This window comes from Sphingobium sp. CFD-2, from assembly GCF_024611135.1.
Taxonomy (GTDB): Bacteria; Pseudomonadota; Alphaproteobacteria; order Sphingomonadales; family Sphingomonadaceae; genus Sphingobium; species Sphingobium fuliginis.
Window position 1 is genome coordinate 1 of record NZ_CP084406.1, and the last position, 21,741, is coordinate 21,741.

General features: G+C 65.8%; 18 protein-coding genes. 8 read left to right on the plus strand and 10 right to left on the minus strand.

The features are described from left to right. Positions 1-942: an acetaldehyde dehydrogenase (acetylating) gene (locus LDB29_RS20315; RefSeq protein WP_061936050.1), complete on the plus strand. Its 942-nt coding sequence runs from the start codon at positions 1-3 to the stop codon at positions 940-942. Beyond that, positions 939-1,961 carry a 4-hydroxy-2-oxovalerate aldolase gene (gene dmpG, locus LDB29_RS20320; protein ID WP_137708870.1) on the plus strand — a complete coding sequence of 341 codons (1,023 nt, stop codon included), beginning with the start codon at positions 939-941 and terminating at the stop codon, positions 1,959-1,961. The genes LDB29_RS20315 and dmpG overlap by 4 nt, the downstream gene beginning before the upstream one ends. Before the next feature lie 83 nt (positions 1,962-2,044). Here the strand turns inward: dmpG and LDB29_RS20325 are convergent, their stop codons facing one another. The 3 genes from LDB29_RS20325 to LDB29_RS20335 are packed head-to-tail and all read right to left on the minus strand — an operon-like array spanning position 2,045 to position 7,055. Beyond that, entirely contained in the window at positions 2,045-3,223 is a 1,179-nt protein-coding gene (locus LDB29_RS20325; protein ID WP_257557479.1) for an acetyl-CoA C-acyltransferase family protein, read from the minus strand. Beyond that, positions 3,220-5,307 (minus strand): 3-hydroxyacyl-CoA dehydrogenase NAD-binding domain-containing protein, encoded by a 2,088-nt coding sequence (locus LDB29_RS20330; protein ID WP_257557480.1) that lies wholly within the window; start codon positions 5,305-5,307, stop codon positions 3,220-3,222. The genes LDB29_RS20325 and LDB29_RS20330 overlap by 4 nt, the downstream gene beginning before the upstream one ends. Positions 5,308-5,321: 14 nt before the next feature. Further along, positions 5,322-7,055: an acyl-CoA dehydrogenase family protein gene (locus tag LDB29_RS20335; protein WP_257557481.1), complete on the minus strand. Its 1,734-nt coding sequence runs from the start codon at positions 7,053-7,055 to the stop codon at positions 5,322-5,324. Between the two features lie 147 nt (positions 7,056-7,202). Between LDB29_RS20335 and LDB29_RS20340 the strand changes: the two genes are divergently transcribed. Beyond that, a complete protein-coding gene (locus LDB29_RS20340; RefSeq protein WP_025549504.1) occupies positions 7,203-7,913 on the plus strand; it encodes a helix-turn-helix domain-containing protein in 711 nt (236 codons plus the stop codon). 32 nt (positions 7,914-7,945) lie between these two features. Here the strand turns inward: LDB29_RS20340 and LDB29_RS20345 are convergent, their stop codons facing one another. Beyond that, a complete protein-coding gene (locus LDB29_RS20345) occupies positions 7,946-8,530 on the minus strand; it encodes a TetR/AcrR family transcriptional regulator (protein WP_025549503.1) in 585 nt (194 codons plus the stop codon). A 90-nt stretch (positions 8,531-8,620) separates the two neighbouring features. Next, positions 8,621-9,316, minus strand: coding sequence for an FCD domain-containing protein (locus LDB29_RS20350; protein WP_025549502.1), 696 nt, complete (start codon positions 9,314-9,316; stop codon positions 8,621-8,623). A gap of 223 nt (positions 9,317-9,539) precedes the next feature. Between LDB29_RS20350 and LDB29_RS20355 the strand changes: the two genes are divergently transcribed. The 5 genes from LDB29_RS20355 (at position 9,540) to LDB29_RS20375 (ending at position 15,649) form a co-directional block, all read left to right on the plus strand. Then, positions 9,540-10,679: an NAD(P) transhydrogenase subunit alpha gene (locus LDB29_RS20355; protein ID WP_025549501.1), complete on the plus strand. Its 1,140-nt coding sequence runs from the start codon at positions 9,540-9,542 to the stop codon at positions 10,677-10,679. After that, positions 10,676-10,966 carry an NAD(P) transhydrogenase subunit alpha gene (locus LDB29_RS20360; protein ID WP_025549500.1) on the plus strand — a complete coding sequence of 97 codons (291 nt, stop codon included), beginning with the start codon at positions 10,676-10,678 and terminating at the stop codon, positions 10,964-10,966. Before LDB29_RS20355 ends, LDB29_RS20360 begins: the two co-directional genes overlap by 4 nt. Before the next feature lies 1 nt (position 10,967). Then, complete coding sequence (locus LDB29_RS20365) at positions 10,968-12,362, plus strand: NAD(P)(+) transhydrogenase (Re/Si-specific) subunit beta (RefSeq protein ID WP_044661092.1); 1,395 nt, start codon at positions 10,968-10,970, stop codon at positions 12,360-12,362. A gap of 222 nt (positions 12,363-12,584) precedes the next feature. Continuing rightward, a complete protein-coding gene (locus LDB29_RS20370; RefSeq protein WP_025549499.1) occupies positions 12,585-14,075 on the plus strand; it encodes a DUF4139 domain-containing protein in 1,491 nt (496 codons plus the stop codon). Positions 14,076-14,083: 8 nt separating this feature from the next. Further along, positions 14,084-15,649 carry a DUF4139 domain-containing protein gene (locus LDB29_RS20375; protein WP_052628177.1) on the plus strand — a complete coding sequence of 522 codons (1,566 nt, stop codon included), beginning with the start codon at positions 14,084-14,086 and terminating at the stop codon, positions 15,647-15,649. Positions 15,650-15,715: 66 nt separating this feature from the next. Here the strand turns inward: LDB29_RS20375 and fdhD are convergent, their stop codons facing one another. The 5 genes from fdhD to LDB29_RS20400 are packed head-to-tail and all read right to left on the minus strand — an operon-like array spanning position 15,716 to position 21,656. Continuing rightward, positions 15,716-16,525, minus strand: coding sequence for a formate dehydrogenase accessory sulfurtransferase FdhD (gene fdhD, locus LDB29_RS20380; RefSeq protein WP_025549497.1), 810 nt, complete (start codon positions 16,523-16,525; stop codon positions 15,716-15,718). Next, a complete protein-coding gene (locus LDB29_RS20385; protein ID WP_082166172.1) occupies positions 16,522-16,758 on the minus strand; it encodes a formate dehydrogenase subunit delta in 237 nt (78 codons plus the stop codon). Before LDB29_RS20385 ends, fdhD begins: the two co-directional genes overlap by 4 nt. Before the next feature lie 10 nt (positions 16,759-16,768). Further along, positions 16,769-19,615 carry a formate dehydrogenase subunit alpha gene (gene fdhF / locus LDB29_RS20390; RefSeq protein ID WP_257557486.1) on the minus strand — a complete coding sequence of 949 codons (2,847 nt, stop codon included), beginning with the start codon at positions 19,613-19,615 and terminating at the stop codon, positions 16,769-16,771. Then, positions 19,612-21,192 (minus strand): NADH-ubiquinone oxidoreductase-F iron-sulfur binding region domain-containing protein, encoded by a 1,581-nt coding sequence (locus LDB29_RS20395; protein WP_257557488.1) that lies wholly within the window; start codon positions 21,190-21,192, stop codon positions 19,612-19,614. Before LDB29_RS20395 ends, fdhF begins: the two co-directional genes overlap by 4 nt. After that, positions 21,189-21,656 (minus strand): formate dehydrogenase subunit gamma, encoded by a 468-nt coding sequence (locus LDB29_RS20400; RefSeq protein ID WP_025549494.1) that lies wholly within the window; start codon positions 21,654-21,656, stop codon positions 21,189-21,191. Before LDB29_RS20400 ends, LDB29_RS20395 begins: the two co-directional genes overlap by 4 nt. Positions 21,657-21,741: the final 85 nt, after the last annotated feature.

Here is a 21,741-nt window from a genome sequence, read left to right on the forward strand (position 1 = left end):
ATGGCCAAAACCAAGGTTGCGATCATCGGATCGGGAAATATCGGCACCGACCTGATGATAAAGATCATGCGTCTTTCGGAGACGCTGGAAATGGGTGCCTTCGTCGGCATCGATCCGGAATCGGACGGGCTGAAGCGCGCCGCCCGCATGGGCGTGCCCATCACGGCGGAGGGCATTGACGGCCTGATCGCGCTGGAGGGTTTCAAGGACATCGCCATCGTGTTCGACGCGACGTCGGCAGGCGCGCACAAGCGGCACAATGAACTGCTCCAGGCGCATGGCAAGCGGGTGGTCGACCTGACGCCCGCGGCCATCGGCCCCTACACCATTCCGCCCGTCAACGGCGAAACCAACCTGGACGCGTCGAACGTCAACATGGTGACCTGCGGCGGCCAGGCGACCATCCCCATCGTCCATGCCGTCAACCGCGTCGCGAAGGTGCATTATGGCGAGATCGTCGCCTCCATCGCCTCCAAGAGCGCAGGTCCCGGCACGCGCGCCAATATCGACGAATTCACCGAGACCACCAGCCAGGCGATCGTCGACGTCGGCGGGGCGAGCCGCGGCAAGGCCATCATCATCCTCAACCCCGCCGAGCCGCCGCTGATCATGCGCGACACCGTTTATTGCCTGTGCGACGACGCCAGCCAGGACGAGATCCGCGCCAGCATCGACCGCATGGTGGCCGAAGTGCAGACCTATGTGCCGGGATACCGGCTGAAGCAGGCGGTGCAGTTCGAACATATCGGATCGAACCGTCCCCTGCGCATTCCGGAGATGGACGGGGAATTCACGGGCCTCAAGGTCAGCGTCTTCCTGGAGGTCGAGGGAGCCGCCCATTACCTGCCCGCCTATGCCGGCAATCTCGACATCATGACCTCGGCCGCGTTGCGCACCGCCGAAAAGATCGCCGTCCGCATGCATGAAGGAGCCGTCGCATGACCTTCGATCCGACCCAGACCAAGCTCTACATCCAGGACGTCACGCTGCGCGACGGCATGCATGCCGTCCGTCACCAATATAGCATCGACCATGTGCAGAAGATCGCCCGGGCGCTGGACGACGCCAAGGTCGACGCCATCGAGGTCGCCCATGGCGACGGCCTTAGCGGGTCGTCCTTCAACTATGGTTTCGGCGCGCATACGGACCATGACTGGATCGTCGCCGTGGCGGACGTGCTGGAACATAGCGTCCTGACGACGCTGCTGCTGCCCGGCATCGGCACGGTGCACGATCTGAAGCATGCCTATGATCTGGGCGTGCGGTCGGTGCGCATCGCCACCCATTGCACGGAGGCGGATGTTTCGAAGCAGCATATCGAGGCGGCGCGCAACCTGGGCATGGACGTGTCCGGCTTCCTGATGATGAGCCACATGACCGATCCGGATGCGCTGGCGCAGCAGGCCAAGCTGATGGAAGATTATGGCGCGCACTGCGTCTATGTCACCGACAGCGGCGGCGCGCTCAACATGGAGCAATATGCGGCGCGGCTTCAGGCCTATGATCGCGTGCTGAAGCCCGAGACGCAGCGTGGCGTGCACGCCCACCACAATCTTTCGCTGGGCGTCGCCAATTCCATCGTCGCCGTGCAGAACGGCGCGGTCCGCGTCGACGCCAGCCTGGCCGGCATGGGAGCCGGCGCCGGCAATGCGCCGCTGGAGGTGTTCATTGCCGCAGCGGACCGCTATGGCTGGAACCATGGCTGCGATCTCTATGCGTTGATGGACGCCGCCGAAGAACTGGTCCGCCCCCTGCAGGACCGGCCGGTGCGCGTGGACCGCGAAACGCTGACCCTCGGTTATGCGGGCGTCTATTCCAGCTTCCTGCGCCATGCGGAAAAGGCGGCGCAGGACTATGGCCTCGACACGCGCAGCATCCTTGCGGAAGTGGGCCGTCGCAAGATGGTCGGCGGTCAGGAGGATATGATCGTCGACGTCGCGCTCGATCTCAGCGCGAAATAAGCGGCGGGGCGGCTCCGCCTCTTCGCCCGTGAGCACGCCCCTGGCCTGACGGTTCGTCCGTCAGGCCAGGGGCGAGCCAGGCCTCACACTCGTTCCCAGATGGCCGCGATGCCCTGGCCGCCGCCTATGCACATGGTCGTCAGGCCCAGGCGGGCGCCGGTGCGCTGCAGTTCATAGACCAGCTTGGTCGTGATGATCGCGCCCGTCGCCCCCACCGGATGGCCCAGCGAAATGCCGCTGCCATTGGGATTGACCCTTGCCGGATCGAAGCCCAGCTCCCGCGAGACGGCGCAGGCCTGCGCTGCAAAGGCTTCGTTGGATTCGATCACGTCCAGATCGCCCACGCCGATCCCCGCCCGCTCCAGCGCCTTGCGCGTGGCGGGCACCGGGCCGATGCCCATATAGGCCGGATCGACCCCCGCATGGCCATAGGCGACCAGTCGCGCGAGGGGCTTCAATCCCTGCGCCTTCACCGCCTCCCCGCTTGCCAGCACCACGGCGGCGGCGCCGTCGTTGATCCCCGACGCATTGCCGGCCGTCACTGTCCCATCCTTCTGGAAGACGGGCTTCAGCTTGCTGAAATCCTCCGGGGCCGCATCGGCGCGCACGAATTCGTCGGTGTCGAACGGCACCGGCTTGCGCCGCACCGTCACCTCCACCGGCACGATCTGCTCCCTGAAATAGCCTTGCGCGATGGCGTTCGCCGCCCGCTTCTGGCTTTCATGGGCGAGCGCGTCCTGGTCTTCCCGCGAAATGCCGTAGCGGGCAGCGACATTCTCCCCCGTGACGCCCATATGGATGCCGTGGAAGGGATCGGTCAGCGCGCCGGTCAACCCGTCCTGCACCAACGCATCGCCCATCTTCTGGCCCCAGCGGGCGGCGGGCAGGAAATAAGGCGCGCGGCTCATGATCTCCACGCCCGCGCCCAGCGCGATGTCGCAGTCACCGAGCATGATCGACTGGGCTGCGGTAAGGATCGCCTGCAAACCCGATCCGCAGAGGCGGTTGACGTTGTGCGCCGGAGTTTCCTGCGGAATGCCCGCGCCGATCGCCGCTATGCGCGCGGCATAGGCGTCGCGCGGCTCGCAAGGGATGACATTGCCCAGCACGACATTGCCGATCAGGCTCGCCTCGAGCCCCGCGCGCTCTATCGCCGCCCGCGCCACATGCGCACCCAGTTCGCCCGGCTTCTGGTCCTTGAGCGAGCCGCCGAAGCTGCCGATGGCCGTCCGCGCCGCCGATACCAGAAAGACATCCGTCATATGCTGTTCCTGTCCTGAATGTTGAGATCCCCGAAGCGCCCACCCTCGGCAGCGAGCCGCTCGATCAGCGGGGCGGGCGTCCATGCCCAGCCGTTACGGCCGACGGCAAGGGCGCGAAGCCGGTCCAGAACGGTGGACAAGCCCATGATGTCGGCCTGGAACATCGGTCCGCCGCGTTCGCGGCCGAAGCCATAGCCATGGATGTAGATCATGTCGACGTCGACGGGACGATAGGCGATTCCTTCCTCCACGATCCGCGCGCCTTCATTGACCAGAGCCAGCAGGCAACGGCCGACGATTTCCTCATCGCTGAACGCGCGCCGCTCAAGGCCTGTCTCGGCGGAGTAATCCTCGATCAGCCTTGTGATTTCCGGATCGGTTTCCGCCGTCCGGCCATCCGGATAGGCGTAGATGCCCTTGCCCGTCTTCTGTCCGAACCGCCCCAGTTCACAGATGCGGTCTATCACGCCCGAATAGGGCCGGTCGGGCTGTTCCGCCATACGGCGCTTGCGGATCGCCCAGCCGATGTCCTGTCCGGCCAGATCCATCGTCCGGCACGGCCCCATCGCCATGCCCCACCGCTCCATGGCGGCATCGATCTGCTGCGGCAGCGCGCCTTCCTCCAGCATGAACCAGACCTGGCGCAGATATTCCTCGAACATGCGGTTGCCGATGAAGCCGTCGCACACGCCCGACACGACGCCGACCTTGCCGATCCGCTTGCCCAGCGCCATCGCGGTCGCCAGCACATCCGGCGCGGTTTCCCTGCCGCGAACCACTTCCAGCAACCGCATGATATTGGCGGGCGAGAAGAAATGCAGGCCGACGACCCGCGACGGATCGGCCACCAGCGCGGCGATGGCGTCGAGGTCGAGCGTCGATGTGTTGCTCGCCAATATCGCATCCGGCCGGGTGATCGCATCGAGCGCGGAAAAGACCTGCTTCTTGACGCCCATATCCTCGAACACCGCCTCGATCACCAGATCGGCATCCGCGAGCGCCTCCAGTTCGGTCGCCGCCGTGAAGGCGGCGATGCGCGCATCGGCCACGGCCTGACCGATCCTGCCCTTCTCCACATCGCGCTGGATCGTCTTGCAAATGGTGGCTTCCGCCTTGGCGAGCGCCTCGGGACGCAGTTCGGCCATCGTCACGGGCAGGCCCGCATTCAACAGCGCAAGCGCGATGCCCGTGCCCATCAGGCCGCCGCCCACAACACCGACATGACCGACGTCACGGGGGCGCACGTCCGGCGCCAATCCGGGAATGCGCGCCACAGTCCGCTCCCCGAAAAATACGTGACGCAGGCCGCGAGAAGCCTCGGAGCGCAGCAATTCCCCGAACAGCGCCGCTTCCAGCGCCAAACCGGCGGCCAGATCGCCGGACAGCGCCGCGACGCAATCGACGATCCGGGCAGGCGCCTGGCTCAGCCCGGCCCGCAGCTTCGCCCGGCGCGACGCGACGGCCCCGGCGAGGTCGGCAGGCACCGGCAGCGTGCCCGAACGGCGCAGCGGAGGCACGTTGCGCGCCACCTCCAGCGCCGCCTCCACAACATCGCCGTCCACCAACTGATCGACCAGTCCCGCCGACAATGCGCGCTCCGCCGTCACGGGCTTGCCCGACAGCATCATGTCGAGCGCTGCGCCTGCCCCGATCAGGCGCGGCAGGCGCTGCGTACCGCCCGCGCCGGGCAGCAGGCCCAGCGTCACTTCGGGCAGGCCAAGGCGGCTTCCCGCCTGGGCAACGCGGTAGTGGCCCGCCATGGCCAGTTCCAGGCCACCGCCCAGCGCCATGCCGTGGATCGCCATGATCACCGGCTTGGCGCACGCCTCGACCGTCGCAATCAGATGCCGCAGCCGGTCGACCTGCTCGGGATCACCGTCGAAATCGCCGATGTCGGCGCCGCCACAGAACATCCGGCCGGCGCCGGCGATCACGATGGCGCGGCAGGCGGGATCGCTCGCCGCTTCCCCGACTTTCGCCCCCAGTTCCTCGACAAAGCCGTTGCCCACCGAAAGGGCATTTACCGGCCCGTTGGACAGGCGCAGGACGATGGTCGCACCCGCCCGGGTCATCTCGACGGCCATGATGATCCTTTCGTTCAGAAGGCGTCGGCGCCAAGCGCCATGATCGTGGCCTCACCCGCCGCGATGCCGGCTGCCAGCCCCTGGGCCTGCGGCAGCATCCGTTGCGCGAAATAGTCGGCCAGCGCGCGCTTCGCCGCATGCAGCGGCGCATCCCCCCGCGCGGCGGTGGCCATGCGCGTCCACATCCAGCCCATGGAGACCAGCGCGAAAAGGCGCAGATAGTCGACCGCCGCCGCTCCGGCTGCGTCGACCCCCGCGCCGCGCAGCGACGCGGTTACGCCGCGCAGAAGGGTGAGCGCGTCGCCCGTCTTCGCTGCAATGTCCAGCCCCGCCCCAGCTTCCAGATCCGCGTCCACCAAGGTGAAAAAGCCATCGACCACCGCGCCGCCCGCCATGGGAAGCTTGCGTCCGACCAGATCCATCGCCTGCACGCCATTGGTGCCCTCATAAATCTGGGCGATGCGGGCATCGCGGACATATTGCTCCATGCCCCATTCGCGGATGTAGCCATGCCCGCCGAACACCTGCTGCGCCTGCACCGCGCTTTCGAAGCCGAAGTCGGTGAAGGCCGCCTTCACCACCGGCGTCAGCAGCGCGACCAGGGCATCCGCCTTCGCCCGCTCAGCGGCATCGGGATGATGATGCGCCCGGTCGAGTTGCAAGGCCGTCCACCCGGCCAACGCCCGTCCGGCCTCCACGAAACCCCGGATATTGAGCAGCATGCGCCGCACATCGGCATGTTCGATGATCGCCACCGGACCCCGCGCGCCATCGGCGCTGCGTCCCTGGAGCCGCTCCTTCGCATAGCCGGCGGCCTGCTGATAGGCTGCGCCGGCAATGCCCAGCCCCTGAATGCCGACCATCAGGCGCTCGGCATTCATCATGGTGAACATGGCGGCCAGGCCCCTGTTCGGTTCCCCCACCAGCCAGCCGGTCGCGCCGTCATAGTTCATCACGCAGGTCGGCTGGGCGTGGATGCCCATCTTCTTTTCCAGCGCGCCCACCGACATGGCGTTGCGGATCGTGAAGCCGCCATCGGCGTCGGGCAGATATTTGGGCACCAGGAACAGGCTGATCCCCTTCACCCCCGCCGGGGCATCGGGCAGGCGCGCCAGCACCAGATGGACGATGTTGCCGCCGAAATCATGATCGCCCGAGGAAATGAAGATCTTCTGCCCGGTGACGGCGTAGCTGCCGTCGGCGCCGGGCGCCGCCTTGGTCTTCAGCAGCGCCAGGTCCGTGCCCGCGCCGCTTTCGGTGAGCGCCATGGCGCCGGTCCATTCGCCGCTCACCATGCGCGGCAGATAGGTGGCCTTCAGCGAATCGCTGGCATGGGCGATGATCGCCTCGCACGCGCCGCGTGTCAGGCCCGGGAACAGGCCGAAGGACAGGTTCGCCGCCGACAGCATCTCGTCCAGCCAGAGCTGGAGGATGAAGGGCAGCCCCTGCCCGCCATATTCCGGCTCCGCCGATAGCGATGCCCAGCCCGCAGCCGCGAAGTCCCGCCAGGCGTCGGCAAAACCCTCCGGCGTCTTCACCGATCCGTCGACGAGATGGCTTCCCTCCTCATCCCCATGGCGGTTGAGCGGGTGCAGCCGGTCGGCGCACATCCGGCCCGCTTCCTCCAGGACGGCCACCGCCAGGTCGGCATCGACCTCCTTTCCAACGTCCGCCATTGTCCGGTCGAAGCCGAGAACCTCCGTCAACAGAAAGCGATAATCGTCTATCGGGGGAACATAGCTGAACATCGGGACTCTCCTGGAAATCGCGGGCCTCTGCTATACCAAACATCTGTTACAGTCAATCGCGGCGCATCCCCTGCCATTCGGCAATCCCCAAGGTCCACGACCGACTTATTAACATTCCGGAAACCCGCCGGTGCGAATAGTCGGAAAATGCCCATACCAGCGATCGTCGACCAGCCACCCGAGTCCGAAAACAGGCGAGACGCCGCGCGTTGGCGCATTCGCCTGGAACTTCCCGGCACGTCCGACGGCGCGAGCACGAATGTGGTGATCCACGACATCTCGACCGCCGGCATGCTGATAGAAACCAGGTCGACGCTGGAGATCGGGCAGAGCATCATGCTGTCCCTGCCCGATGCCGACCGGGTCGTGGCCCGTGTCGTCTGGCAGAACGAGACCCTGTTCGGCTGTCGTTTCGAAACGTCGCTGCCCCAGGGCGCGGTAAGCGCGATCAGGCTGCGCAGTCCAGGGCGCGACGATGTGGAGCCTGCCGCCGATCCGCCGGAGGAAGCCGCCGCCGAAGGATTGGGCGAACGCCTGCTGCGGCTGCGGCATGAAAAGGGGCTGAGCCGCACGGCATTGTCCGAGCGGACGGGGTTCAGCAAGCCCACCATCTGGGGATGGGAGACAGGCAGGACGACCCCGAGAAGGGAAAATCTGCGCATTCTTGCGGCGGTCTTCGGCCTGTCCGAGCAACAGCTGCTGTACGGCAAGGGGCGTCCGCCGCTCCGGGAAACCGACGCATCGGGCGCGGAGGCCTATGCCCGGTCGCTGAAGGAGGTCATCGATCAGGCGAAGACGCGCATTGCCGAAGCGGCCGGGGTGAGCAAGCTCAAGGTGCAGATTTCCATCGAATTTTAGCACGCGGACGCCCTCCCCCGGCGGGGCAGAGATCATTCATGCCGAAAGACGGCGACGATCTGCGCCGCAATCTCCGCCGGAGCAAGCTTGCCGGGACGGTACCAGTCGGCGGTGGCGTTCAATTGCGCCAGAAGCAGGTTGCGATAGATCGACCGGTCGATAGGGGCCGGCAGCGGCAGTTCCTCGACCAGCGAACGAAACAGCCCTTCGAACCGGTCGCGCCGCGCGATCAGCTGTTCGCGGACATCATCCGGCACTTCCCGAAAGTCGTTCATCATCGGCGTGGTGAGGGAGCCGGGGGCAAGCTGGATGTCCAACAATGTCGCGCAGGCCGCGTACAGCCGGGCCCAAGGATCGGATTGCGCCCGCACGGCCGCGGCTATGCGTTCTTCCGCCCTGTCGAGCGCGGCATTGTGCAGTTCCACGAACAAGGCGTCCTTGGACCTGATATGATGGTAAAGCGAACCGCCCAGCACGCCCGCCTGCTCGCCGATGTCGCGCATGGAGGTGCCGCGATAACCCTTTTTCGCGAATAGCTGGGCGGCGATCTCCAATATCTGGCGGCGGCGCGACGATGGCTCGTCATTCGGTCCAGAAGGCGGCACAGGCTTTGTCATCGTGGCGGCGCTAGCACATCCTTAAATGCCCGCGAAGCCTCCGTTCCCGATGAAGGGACCGGCGCTTCATCTTTGCCCGAGCCGGCCTCCTCAGATGGCCGCGTCGAGTTGGCGCATGATCTCCCGTCGGCGCCGTTGCGCTTCGAAGCGGGCGCGCTCCGGATCGCCGTCGAGGATCGCGGCGATGATGGCGCGTCTTTCCCGCTTCCAGCGCTGCTTGCCCTCGCTTCCGCCATAGACCGGCCCGCGCGGATATTCGGCATAATGGTGCACGGCCACGCGGGAGAGCAGTTCCATCAGCGGGCGGTCGACCATCAGGTAGAGAATGTCCAGCATGCTCTGGTCGAATGCGCCGCGCTGCCGCGCCGTATTGCGCCCGTCGATGGATTTGACCAGCGCCGCAAGCTCCTGCCGAAGCGCCTCGTCCGTGGCGCGCGCCGCCGCCGCCATCAGTTCGCAGTCGAGCAGGGTGATGATGTCGATGGCCTCCGGATGCGCCGAATGATGCAGCGCCAGGAAGCCGGAAATCGCCTGGCTCAAACCCTCCGCATCGGGCCGGGTGCCGTAATAGCCGCCGCCGGGGCCGCGCCGAACCTTCAGGAAACCCTCATGCTCCAGCACGCGCGCCGCCTGCTGCACGGTGACGATGCCCACGCCCAGCGCCTTCGCCAGATCGGGCAGGGATCCGATCTGCGCTTCGGGCGGCTGGGCGACGATCATGTCACGCAGCTTCGCCACGGCCGCCGTCACCAGTCCTTCGCGGGAATTCTGCTTGCGGATGCTCATCTTACTCCTCGTCTGGGGTCCGACCGCCCATAGCGAATTTGCCGGCAAAAGGGCACTCCTCATACATCCTGTCCTATTATGTGCATATTATTTGTTTGATTCTTTCCGGTTTGGCGGTATTGCGATTCATAGGGGTCGATAATGGGCATATTAGTATGGGCTGAGGATAGGACGGCTTTTGGCCGCGCCAGAGCCCTGCCAACATGGGACGAGGGTGGATGCAGTGAAGATCGGCATAGTGAAAGAGATGGCGCCCGGTGAGCGCCGCGTTTCCGGCACGCCGGAAACGGTCAAGAAATTCAAGGCGCTGGGCGCGGAAGTCGCGGTGGAAGCAGGGGCGGGCCTGTCCGCCGCCATATCCGATGCGGACTATGCCGCCATGGGTGCGACGGTGGCGGATCGCGTCGCTACTGTGGCGGATGCCGACATCATCCTGGGCGTGCAGGGGCCGGACGTGGCCAGCATCGCGGGCGCCAAGCCCGGCGCGTGGATCGTCGCGGGCCTCAATCCCTTTGTCGAGCGGGCGCGGGTCGACGCCTATGCCGCCGCCGGTTTCGAGGCGCTGGCGATGGAGTTCATGCCGCGCATCACCCGCGCGCAGTCGATGGACATTCTCTCCTCCCAGTCCAACCTTGCCGGCTACAAGGCGGTGCTGGACGCGGCGGCCGAATATGGCCGGTCCTTCCCGATGATGATGACGGCGGCGGGCACGGTGTCGCCGGCAAAGGCGTTCATCATGGGCGTCGGCGTCGCGGGCCTGCAGGCGATCGCGACCGCGAAGCGGCTGGGCGCGCAGGTTTCCGCCACCGACGTGCGCTCCGCGACCAAGGAGCAGATCGAGAGCCTGGGCGCAAAGGCGATCTTCGTCGAGAGCGTCGCGGGCATCGAGGGCGAGGGCAAGGGCGGCTATGCCACCGAAATGTCCGAGGATTATCAAAAGGCGCAGGCCGAGCTGGTGTCCGGCCATATCGCCAAGCAGGACATCGTCATCACCACCGCGCTGATTCCGGGCAAGCCCGCGCCGCGCCTGATTTCAGACGCGCAGATCGCGTCGATGAAGCCGGGCAGCGTGATCGTCGACCTGGCCGTCGAGCAGGGCGGCAATGTCGAGGGCGCGGTGCTGGGCGAAGTGGTCGAACGGCACGGCGTCAAGATCGTCGGGCACAAGAATGTGCCCTCGCGCCTCGCCGCCGACGCATCGGCCCTGTTTGCGCGCAACCTCTATAACTTCCTCTCCGCCTTCTGGAACAAGGACCGGAACGCGCCGGTGCTGGACGAGGAAATCGGCAACGCCATCCGCGTGACGCAGGGTGGGAAAGTCGTCAGCGAAAGGCTGCTTCAATTGACGGGGGCACTGTCATGAGTTCGCTTAATCCCGATTATCTGTTCGTCTTCATCCTGGCGGCCTTCGTCGGTTTTCAGCTCATCAAGAAGGTGTCGCCGCTGCTGCATTCGCCCTTGATGTCGCTGACCAACGCCATCGCAGCGGTGGTGATCGTGGGCGCGATCAGCATCACGGGCGAGGAAGGCGCGACGCCGCTGGCAAAGACGCTGGGCTTCGTCGCGGTGTTCTGCGCCACGGTCAATCTGGTCAGCGGTTTCATGATCACCGACCGCATGCTCAAGATGTTCAAGCCGCGGGGGAAGTGAGATGAACGCATTCGTACCCTTTGCGGCGATCATCGCATCGTCGCTGTTCATCCTGGCGCTGATGTGGATGAGCCACCCGTCGACGGCCCGCCGGGGCGTGCGCGCGGGCGAGATCGGCATGCTGGTCGCCATCGTCGGCGCGCTGGTCCAGCATGAGGTGGTCGATTACAACCTGATCCTCATCGCCATGGTCGCGGGCGCGGCCGCCGGCATCCCGATGGCGCTGCTGATGCCGATGACGGCGATCCCGCAGCGGACCGCCATCTCCCACGCCTTCGGCGCGCTTGCCGTGGGCCTGATCGGCGCGGCGGAATATTACAAGCACGCCCATGGCGAATATGCCGGCAGCTTCATCATGTGGGCGCTGATGTTCGAGATGCTGCTGGGTTTCCTGACCTGCACGGCATCGGTCATCGCCTTCGCGAAGTTGCAGGAGATCATGGGCAGCCGTCCCGTCTCCTTCGTCGGGCAGCGGGTGGTGAACGGCGCCGTGGCGCTGGCGGCGCTGGTGATCGCCGCGATGCTCGCGCTCGATCCGACGCAGACCTGGCTGTTCCCCGCCTTCGTGGCGCTGGCGCTGCTGTTCGGCATATTGCTGGTGATCCCGATCGGCGGGGCGGACATGCCGACCGTGATCGCGCTGCTCAACAGCTATGCGGGGCTTGCGGCGAGCGCCATGGGCTTTGCCCTGGGGAACAAGCTGCTGATCGTGGCGGGCGCGCTGGACGGTGCGTCGGGCTTCATCCTGGCGGTCATCATGTGCAAGGCGATGAACCGCAGCTTCGCCAATGTCATGTTCGGCGGCTTCGGCAAGGTCGTGGCCGGCGCGGCGGGCGGCAAGGACGACCGCGTTGTCCGTTCGGCCTCGGCCGAGGAAGCGGCGTTGCAGCTTGAAAACGCCAGCAGCGTCGTCATCATTCCGGGCTATGGCATGGCGGTGGCGCAGGCGCAGCACAAGGTGAGCGAACTGTATCAGGCGCTGACCAAGAAGGGCGTCGATGTGAAGTTCGCGATCCATCCGGTCGCGGGCCGCATGCCGGGACATATGAACGTGCTGCTGGCCGAAGCCAACGTGCCCTATGAGCAGTTGATCGAGCTGGACGACATCAACCCCGAACTGCCGCAGGCGGACGTGGCGCTGATCATCGGCGCCAACGACACGATCAATCCGTCGGCGCGCGACGATCCGCAGAGCGCGATCGCGGGCATGCCGATCATCGAGGCGGATCGGGCCAAGTCGGTCTTCGTGATCAAGCGTTCGATGAATGCGGGCTTCGCCGGAATCGACAATCCGATCTACTATAACAGCAACACCCAGATGCTGTTCGGCGATGCCAAGGACATGGTCGGCACCATCGCCAAGGAACTGGCTGGCGGCGGTTCGGGCCTGCATTGAGCGACGGACTGGCGCCTCCCTCCGCAGCATCCGAACGGATGGAAGGGCGGCGGGCCGGGTGCGGGCTGGACGCCTTCGCGAGCGGGGCGGAAGAATGGCGCAGTCCTGTCCGCCCTGCACCACCGTCATCTTGAAAGGCGACAAAGGTCGTTCCGGGATTATGCCTCTGGAACGACCTTTGTTTTTGCGGCATGTCTTGCAGGATTGGCGGAGGGGGGCTTCATGCGTCTGATATGTCCTGCGATAATCTCGGTTGCGGTCCTGGCTCCCCAGGCGCTCTTTGCTCAGCCTTCCGCGCCGAATGCCCAGGGCGACCTGTCCGTCACCATCTATAATAACGATCTGGCGCTGGTGCAGGACCTCCGCCGCATCACCCTGCCCTCCGGACGCTCCCGGCAGGAATTTCCCGATGTCTCGGCGCGCATTCGCCCGGAAACGGTGACATTGTCGGGAGAAGGCATCGGCATTGTCGAGCAGAATTTCGACTATGACCTTTTGTCACCCGCATCGCTGATGGAAAAGGCGGTGGGCCAGACGATCACCCTGCTGCGCACCAACCCAGCCACCGGCGCGGAAACGCGGGAACAGGCAATGGTGCTGGCGGCCAATGGCGGGGTGGTGCTGAAGATCGGTGAGCGGATCGAGGTGCTGCGCGACGACGGTCTGCCTGTGCGGGTCATTTTCTCCTCCATTCCGCCCAATCTGCGCGCGCGCCCGACGCTGAGCGTCACCATGGATGCGCCGCAGGGCGGTGCAAGGCCGGTGACGCTGAGCTACCTGACGCCGGGCATGAGCTGGAAATCAGACTATGTCGCCCTGTTCGACGAGAAAGCGGGCAAGCTCGACATGCAGGGCTGGATCACGCTCAACAACAGCACCGGCACCGCTTTCGCCAACGCCCGCGCCCTGCTGGTCGCCGGGGAAGTCGGACAGGTGCAGCAATCTTATGGCGGCTATAATGGCGGCCGGCCCCAGCCTCGCGGAAACCGGCCCGGCACGGAGAGCGGCGGCGAGCAACTGGGCGACTTCCATGTCTATCCGATCGAGGGTCGCACGACGATCGCCAATGCCCAGACCAAGCAGGTGAGCTTCCTCGACGCATCGGGCGTGCCGGCGGAACGCGGTTACGAGTTCCGCAGCAACTGGATGGAAAGCAAGGACCAGGCGGAAAGCGCCGCATCGGTGCTCAAATTCTCCAATGCCAAGGCTTCCGGAATCGGCGCGGCCCTGCCCGCGGGCACGGTTCGCGTCTATATGCGGGATGCGCGCGGGCAGGCCCAGTTCATCGGGGAAAGCGGCATTCCGCACACGCCCGGCGGCTCCACCCTCGCCCTGCGAACGGGCGACGCCTTCGACGTGAAGGTGCAGCCGGTGGTCGAGCAGCGCGACACGATCACGACGGACGAATGGACGAAGACCGAGCGCTGGCGCGTCGCCTATCCCGACGGCACAAAGGCGGAAGGCTATGTCGAGCGGCCGCAGAAATATTTTCGCACGCGGATGCGCTACATCGTCACCAATGCCAAGCCGGTGCCGGTGAATGTCGACGTGGTCCAGTCCGGCCTGTCCCAATGGTGGTGGTGGCGCGACCTGCGCGTGCCGGAGGAGAGCATTCCCGGCGTGCAGGAAACGGCTGACCTGCGGCGCTGGGTGGTGCCGGTGCCCGCCAATGGCAAGGTCGAACTGACCGCCACTTTCCTCACCCCCTGGTAAGCGCGGCCATGCCCCGCCTGTGGCTGTGGCTGATGATCCTGCCGCTTTGGGCGCCCCTGGCCGCGAGGGCGCAGTTGCCGGTCGTGATCTCCAGCGGTCCGGACAAGGTGGCGGTCACGCTCTACCGCGACCCGGAGCGGGGAGAGGCTCCGCTCGACCGCGATGAGCCCGGCGCCTTCGCCCTGATCGCGGAGACGCGCACGGTTATGTTGCCGCCGGGCGAAGCCGTGATCCGGTTCGAGGGGGTGGCGAGCGGCATCGTGCCGCAATCGGCGATCCTCTTTGGCGCGCCCCCGCGGGAGCGCAATCGCGACGCGGCGCTGCTGTCGCAAAAGGGGCTGGTTGACGCCTTTACCGGGCAACGGGTGATCCTTCGCCGCACCGACCCGGCAAGCGGCAGGACGGTCGAGGAAAGCGCGACCGTGCGATCCGCCGCCGACCGTCTGGTGGTGACGACCATGCGAGGCGTGGAGGCGCTCTATTGCTCCGGACTGCACCAGACGCTCCTCTATCCGGGGGCGCCCGCGACCCTCTCCGCAAAGCCGGTGCTGACCATGACGACCAGGGACCAGCCCGGCGGACCTGCGACGATCACCCTGGCCTATATCGCCACCGGCTTCGACTGGGATGCGACCTATGTCGGCACATTGGCCCCGCACGGCCAATCGCTGGACCTGCTCGGCTGGCTGACGCTGGCGAGCGCGGACGACACCAGCTTTGCCGATGCAACCGCTTCCGCCATAGCCGGAAGGGTGAACCGTTCGGAGGACAGCCGCGACGACAGCGGCGAAAGGGCGCGTGAAGAAGCCCGCTATCTGAACAGGTTCAGCGCCTGCTGGCCCGCCGGGACGACGAGCGACCTGGGCAGCGGCACGCCGCCGCCGCCTGCACCGCCGCCCATGGCCATGATGATGGCGGGCGAAGACATTGTCGTGACGGCCCAGCGGCGGCAGGAAGGCATGCTGTCGGCCCCCGCTCCTGTCGCCGTGGTCGCCAGGGCGGAAAATCTGGGCGACCTCAAGCTGTACCGCATTCCCGTTCCCGTCACCGTCGCCGCCCGTGCACAGAAGCAGGTGGCGTTTCTGGTGAAGCAGAAGGTGAAGGGCAGCCTGGTCTATCGCACGGAGATGAGGTGGGAAGAGCCGGACGATCCCCGGATGCTGTTCCGCTTCCGCAACGGCAGGAAGGATGGCCTGGGCGATCCCCTTCCGGCGGGACGCGCGGTTCTCTATCAGGACAGCCCCTGGGGCCGCATGTATGTCGGGGAAAGCACCACAGGCGACAAGACCGTCGACGAGGAAGTCGAATGGTCCTTCGCGCAAGCCAGCAACCTGACACTGGAACCGGAACAGGAAGAGGCGGGCAAGGGCATCCTCCATCACAACCTTGTCGTGCGCAACGCCAATCCCTTCCCCATCCGTTTCGAGATCGACTTTCCAGCGAACGGCGGACGGCTATTCAGCGGCTTCAGCGGTCGCCTGACGAAAAAGCCGGGCAAGCAGGTCTGGGCCATGACGGTGCCGGCGAACGGAACGATCCGCCTGCGCTTCCGATCCGCCGGGCAGCCGAATTAGGGCCCGGCCCTGGAGCGCATCCGGATTCCCGCGAAACCAGTATCGCGGCAGAAGCCCTGCGCTTCTTCACTGATCGAGGTCCAGCCCCCCTTCCCCGAATAACAGGATGGAGTCAGCGCGCGCCAGCGCCACCAGAGCCAGCCCCGCCCCCGCCGCCCGTTCGGCTGCAAGGCGCGTCGGCGCGGAGATCGTCACCAGCAGGGGGCAGTCCGCCAGCACGGCCTTCTCCACCAATTCATAGGAGCAGCGCGAGGAAAGCAGCGCAAAGCCGCCATCCCATGTCCATCCACGCCGCCACATCGCGCCGATCAGCTTGTCGAACGCATTATGCCGCCCGACATCTTCCCTCGCCAGGCGGATCGTGCCGTCTGCCGCCACCAGCGCCGCCGCGTGGGCCGCGCCGGTTCTCGCATTGAGCGGTTGATGTCCTTTCAATTCCCCCAGCGCCCGAAAAACCGCCTGTTTGTCGGCCCGTGTCGAAACCGTGACGGATGGCAGGGGCCGGATCGCCTGTTCCAGATTCTCCACCCCGCAAATTCCGCAGGACGATTCCGAGGCGCGATGCCGCACCCGGCTCAGCAAGGCCTCCGTTCGCTCCTCCGGCAGGGTCGCCCGGGCAATGATCCCTTGTTCGGTCGCATGCACATCCACCTCGAACGGCGCATCTTCCCGGCCGATCAACCGCTCCGCCAGCGTGAAACCCAGCACCAGTTCCTCGACATCGGCGGGCGTGGCCATCAGCACGGCATAGCCGATGCCGTTGAATTCGATGGCGATCGGCACTTCCTCTGCCAATTCCCGCGTCACCGGGGTGATGGGGCCTGCCGGCGTTATGTGCCTGAAGGTGAAGGGCCGATCTTCGGGCGCGGCGCTCAAGGCGCCACGACCCAGCCGACAGCGGCGGCGGCTATGGGAGACAGTGCGCCGGGACGCGCAGCCGCCAGCAAGGCAATGCGCTGCTTCATCGCCGGATCCCAGAAGGCGCGGATATGGTCCGCCGTCATGGCGACAGCTTCCGCCTCGCCCAACGCCGCGACATTGCGGGCGATCTGGTTCGCCATGTAGATCAGGCGGTCCTCGGTCGACATGACTTCATTTTCATCGCTCATGCGCCCGATCCTATTCGGCCGCTTCCAAGGGCGCAATGCGCCTGCTGTGCCGTGCCTGCTCCGCATAGTCGCGCTGCCAGTCGCTCGGTCCGTTGGAGCGCATGACCTGGACCGCCGTCACCTTATATTCCGGGCAATTGGTGGCCCAGTCCGAATAGTCGGTGGTGATGACATTGGCCTGCGTGTCGGGATGATGGAAGGTCGTGTAGACCACGCCCGGCGCGACCCGCTCCGTGATCAGGGCGCGCAGGCTGGTTTCCCCGGCCCTGCTCTTGAGCGAGACCCAGTCGCCATCGCTGATCCCGCGATTTTCGGCGTCGTTGGGATGGATTTCCAGCCGATCCTCCGGATGCCAGGCCGCGTTCGCGGTCCGCCGCGTCTGCGCGCCGACATTATATTGGCTGAGGATGCGCCCGGTGGTCAGCAACAGCGGGAAGCGCGGCCCGGTCTTCTCATCGGTCGGCACATAGTCGGTGACGACGAACTTGCCCCTCCCCCGCACGAAGCCGCCGATATGCATGGTCGGCGTGCCGTCGGGCGCTGCATCATTGGCAGGCCATTGCAGCGATCCCTCTGCATCCAGCCGGTCATAATGCACGCCCGCGAAGGTGGGCGTCAGCGCGGCGATCTCGTCCATGATTTCGGAAGGGTGCGCATAGGACCAGCCCAGCCCCATGGCCTGCGCGACCAACTGGACGATCTGCCAATCGGCATGGCCGTTGAGCGGCGCCATCACCCTGCGCACGCGCTGGATGCGGCGTTCGGCGTTGGTGAAGGTTCCATCCTTTTCCAGGAAGGTCGATCCGGGCAGGAAGACATGGGCATAATTGGCCGTCTCATTGAGGAACAGGTCCTGCACGACGACGCATTCCATCGCGGCAAGCCCCGCCGCGACATGATGGGTGTTGGGATCGGACTGGAGAATATCCTCGCCCTGGATGAAGATGCCCTTGAACGTGCCGTCCGTCGCTGCATCGAGCATGTTGGGGATGCGCAGCCCCGGCTCCGCATCCAGCGTGACGCCCCAGGCCTGTTCGAACTGGCCGCGCACCGCATCGTCGGAGACATGGCGATAACCCGAAAATTCGTGCGGGAAGCTGCCCATGTCGCAGGCGCCCTGCACATTATTCTGCCCGCGCAGGGGATTCACGCCCACGCCTTCGCGCCCGATATTGCCGGTCGCCATGGCGAGATTGGCGATGGCCATGACGGTGGAGCTGCCCTGGCTGTGCTCGGTCACGCCCAGTCCGTAATAGATCGCGCCATTGCCGCCGGTCGCATAAAGCCGGGCGGCGGCGCGGACCTCCGTCGCCTCGACGCCGGTAAGGGGCTCGACCGCTTCGGGCGAGCGCTGCGGTTCGGAAACGAAATCGGCCCACTCGGCAAATTCATCCCAATCGCAGCGATCGCGGATGAACGCCTCGTCATAGAGCTTTTCCGTCACGATCACATGCGCCAGCGCCGTCAGCATGGCGACATTGGTGCCGGGCCGGAGCGGCAGATGATGGGAAGCCTCGACATGGGGCGACTTCACCAGATCGATCCGCCGGGGATCGATGACGATCAGCTTGGCGCCCTGCCTGAGCCGTTTCTTCATGCGGCTGGCGAAGACCGGATGGCCGTCGGTCGGATTGGCGCCGATGACCAGGATCACGTCGGCCTGCATCACGCTGTCGAAATCCTGCGTGCCCGCCGAGGTTCCGAAGGTCGTCTTCAGCCCATAGCCGGTGGGAGAATGGCAGACCCGCGCGCAGGTATCGACATTATTGTTGCCGAAACCCTGGCGGATCAGCTTCTGGACGAGGAAGGTCTCCTCATTGGTGCAGCGGCTGGAGGTGATGCCGCCGATGCTGCGCGTGCCATATTTGGCCTGGATGCGCCGGAACTCGCTGGCGGTATGGGCGATGGCCTCCTCCCACGACACTTCGCGCCAGGGTTCGTTCACGGAGGCGCGGATCATGGGTTTGAGGATACGGTCGCGGTGCTGGGCATAGCCCCAGGCGAAGCGGCCCTTGACGCAGCTATGCCCGCGATTGGCCTTGCCGTCCTTCCACGGCACCATGCGGACCAGTTCCTCGCCCCGCATCTCCGCGCGGAAGGTGCAGCCGACGCCGCAATAGGCGCAGGTGGTGACGACTGCGCGATCCGGAGTGCCGGTCTCCACCACCTTCTTCTCGGTCAGGGTCGCGGTCGGGCATGCCTGGACGCAGGCGCCGCAGGACACGCATTCGGACGAGAGGAAATCCTGCCCCTGCGATGGCGAAACCCTGGAGTCGAAGCCCCGCCCTTCGATGGTCAGGGCGAATGTGCCCTGCACCTCGTCGCAGGCGCGCACGCAGCGCGAGCAGACGATGCATTTGCTGGGATCGAAGTCGAAATAGGGGTTCGACTGGTCCTTCACCTGCCCCATATTGGTCGCGCCGTCATAGCCGTAGCGCACGTCGCGCAGGCCCACGGCCCCCGCCTGCTCCTGCAATTCGCAATCGCCATTGGCCGGGCAGGTCAGGCAGTCGAGCGGATGGTCCGAGATGTACAGCTCCATCACCCCGCGCCGCAACTGCTTCAGCCGCTCGCTCTGCGTCCGCACCACCATGCCCTCGGCAATCGGCGTGGTGCAGGATGCGGGATAGCCGTTGCGTCCTTCCACTTCGACCAGGCAGAGGCGGCAGGAACCGAAGCTTTCGACATTGTCGGTCGCGCACAGCCTGGGGATCGAACAGCCGGTCAGCGAGGCCGCCCGCATGATCGACGTGCCTTCCGGCATCGTCACGGTATCGCCGTCGATGGTGAGGGTCACGCTCCTGCCGGTCGATATGGCGGGCGGGGTTCCATGGTCGGTTTCGCGCGTGTAGCTCATTCCGCAGCTTCCTTCACCGGCGACTTGGCACCGAAATCCTCGGGGAAATGATCGAGCGCGCTCAGCACCGGATAGGGCGTGAAACCGCCCAGCGCGCAGAGCGAGCCATGTTTCATCGTGTCGCAAAGGTCGCGCAGCAAGGCCGTCTGCGCCTCCAGCCCGGTATCGATCCGGTCGGGCGTGCAGGAATTGAGCGCTTTCTGGAGATGCCCCTCCCAGTTGCGTCCGGCCTGAACGACGGTCGCGCTGTCCCGCGCCGCGATGATCCGGTCCATCACCTCGACGCCCCGCGTCGACCCGATCCGGCAAGGGGTGCATTTGCCGCAGCTTTCGACCGCGCAGAATTCCATCGCGAAGCGGGCCATGTGCGCCATGTCGACGCTGTCGTCGAACACGGTGATCCCGGCATGGCCGATCAGCCCGCCAGCCTGCGCGAAAGCCTCATAATCGAAGGGCAGGTCGAACATGCTGGGCGGGAAATAAGCCCCAAGGGGGCCGCCGACCTGCACCGCGCGGACGGGCCGCCCGCTGGCAGTGCCGCCGCCGATGTCGTTCACCAGTTCGCCCAGCGTGATGCCGAAGCCGATCTCATAGAGGCCGCCATGCTTCACATTGCCCGCAAGCTGCACCGGGATCGTGCCGCGCGACCGGCCGAAGCCGACGTCCGCATAGGCCTTCGCCCCTTCCGCCAGGATGAAGGGGACCGCCGCCAGGCTGAGCAGATTGTTGATCACCGTCGGTCGTCCGAACAGCCCCGCCAGCGCCGGGAGAGGCGGCTTTGCCCGCACCTGCCCCCGCTTGCCCTCGATGCTTTCAAGCAACGCGGTTTCCTCGCCGCAGACATAGGCGCCCGCCCCGACACGCACTTCAAGCGTGAAAGGCGCGGTCCGTTCGGCGGAGAGTTGGATCGCTTCCCGCATGACGGCGATGGCGAAGGGATATTCGCTGCGGATATAGATATAGCCGTGGCTTGCTCCCACGGCATGACCGGCTATCGTCATTCCTTCGATCAGGCAGAAGGGATCGCCTTCGACCAGCATCCGGTCGGCAAAGGTGCCGCTGTCGCCTTCATCGGCATTGCAGACGATGAACTTGGCGTCCGAAACCGCATCCAGCACCGTCTGCCATTTGATGCCGGTGGGAAAGCCCGCCCCTCCCCGCCCGCGCAGGCCGGATGCCTTCACCGCATCCACCACCGCCTGGGGCGTCATGCCGCGCGCCGTTTCCAGCCCGCGCCAGCCGCCATGTTCGGCATAGTCCTTCAGGCTGAGCGGATCGATCACTCCGCAGCGCGCGAAGGTGAAGCGTTGCTGCCCGGCGAAGAAGGGCAAGGCCGCCACGTCGCCCAGCCGCGCTTCATGGCTGCCGTCCAGTACGGCCGCTATGTCGGCGGGGCCGACCGGCCCGAAGCCGATCCGCTTCCCCTCGCTTTCGACCTCGACCAAGGGCTCGATGGAAAAGAGCCCCCGGCTGCCGGTGCGGACCACCTCGCATCCTGCGGCTTCGAAGGCGTGGGCAACCTCGTCCGCGCCCAGGGCGACGGAGGCCATGTCCCGGCTGACATAGACCCGCTTCATGCCGCGATCTCCTGCGCGATCCGGTCCAGCGTGGCCGCATCGATCCGCGCGACCGGCCTTCCGTCGACAAGGGCGTTGGGACCGACGGCGCACAGGCCGAGGCAATAGACGGGTTCCAGCGTGACCTGTCCGTCCGGGCGCGTCTCGCCCATGGGGACGCCCAGCCGATCGGTTGCGGCCTTCTCGATTGCCGTGGCGCCGCGGGCCTGGCAGCTTTCGGCGCGGCAGAGTTTTACGACATGCCGGCCGGCGGGGGTTCGGCGGAAATCATGGTAGAAGGTCACAACTCCATGAACGTCTGCGCGACTGAGGTTGAGTGCGGTGGCGATGGCGGGGATGGCTGCATCATCGATAAAGCCTATCTCTTCCTGCAACATGTGCAGCAGCGGGAGCAGGCGGTCGCGGGTGCGGCCATGGGTCCGGGTCCAGTCCTCTATCAGCCTCGTCGCGTCTTCCTGCTGCATCTTTTCCGCCCTTTCCTGCGCGCCATGCTGCGCGCTGGCGGGAGTGGCGTCAAATCGAAGACGATCATGTTTGATAGAGATTATC

Excerpts from the sequence above, each read along its gene's own strand:
- LDB29_RS20335 (WP_257557481.1), bottom strand. The coding sequence starts at position 7,055 with ATGTTCAGCTATGTTCCCCCGATAGACGATTATCGCTTTCTGTTGACG.
- fdhF (WP_257557486.1), bottom strand. The coding sequence starts at position 19,615 with ATGAGCTACACGCGCGAAACCGACCATGGAACCCCGCCCGCCATATCG.
- LDB29_RS20365 (WP_044661092.1), top strand. The coding sequence starts at position 10,968 with ATGAACGCATTCGTACCCTTTGCGGCGATCATCGCATCGTCGCTGTTC.
- LDB29_RS20350 (WP_025549502.1), bottom strand. The coding sequence starts at position 9,316 with ATGAGCATCCGCAAGCAGAATTCCCGCGAAGGACTGGTGACGGCGGCC.
- LDB29_RS20325 (WP_257557479.1), bottom strand. The coding sequence starts at position 3,223 with ATGACGGATGTCTTTCTGGTATCGGCGGCGCGGACGGCCATCGGCAGC.
- LDB29_RS20385 (WP_082166172.1), bottom strand. The coding sequence starts at position 16,758 with ATGAGCGATGAAAATGAAGTCATGTCGACCGAGGACCGCCTGATCTAC.
- LDB29_RS20375 (WP_052628177.1), top strand. The coding sequence starts at position 14,084 with ATGCCCCGCCTGTGGCTGTGGCTGATGATCCTGCCGCTTTGGGCGCCC.
- LDB29_RS20345 (WP_025549503.1), bottom strand. The coding sequence starts at position 8,530 with ATGACAAAGCCTGTGCCGCCTTCTGGACCGAATGACGAGCCATCGTCG.
- LDB29_RS20400 (WP_025549494.1), bottom strand. The coding sequence starts at position 21,656 with ATGCAGCAGGAAGACGCGACGAGGCTGATAGAGGACTGGACCCGGACC.
- LDB29_RS20370 (WP_025549499.1), top strand. The coding sequence starts at position 12,585 with ATGCGTCTGATATGTCCTGCGATAATCTCGGTTGCGGTCCTGGCTCCC.
- dmpG (WP_137708870.1), top strand. The coding sequence starts at position 939 with ATGACCTTCGATCCGACCCAGACCAAGCTCTACATCCAGGACGTCACG.
- LDB29_RS20315 (WP_061936050.1), top strand. The coding sequence starts at position 1 with ATGGCCAAAACCAAGGTTGCGATCATCGGATCGGGAAATATCGGCACC.
- LDB29_RS20360 (WP_025549500.1), top strand. The coding sequence starts at position 10,676 with ATGAGTTCGCTTAATCCCGATTATCTGTTCGTCTTCATCCTGGCGGCC.
- LDB29_RS20340 (WP_025549504.1), top strand. The coding sequence starts at position 7,203 with ATGCCCATACCAGCGATCGTCGACCAGCCACCCGAGTCCGAAAACAGG.
- LDB29_RS20395 (WP_257557488.1), bottom strand. The coding sequence starts at position 21,192 with ATGAAGCGGGTCTATGTCAGCCGGGACATGGCCTCCGTCGCCCTGGGC.
- LDB29_RS20330 (WP_257557480.1), bottom strand. The coding sequence starts at position 5,307 with ATGGCCGTCGAGATGACCCGGGCGGGTGCGACCATCGTCCTGCGCCTG.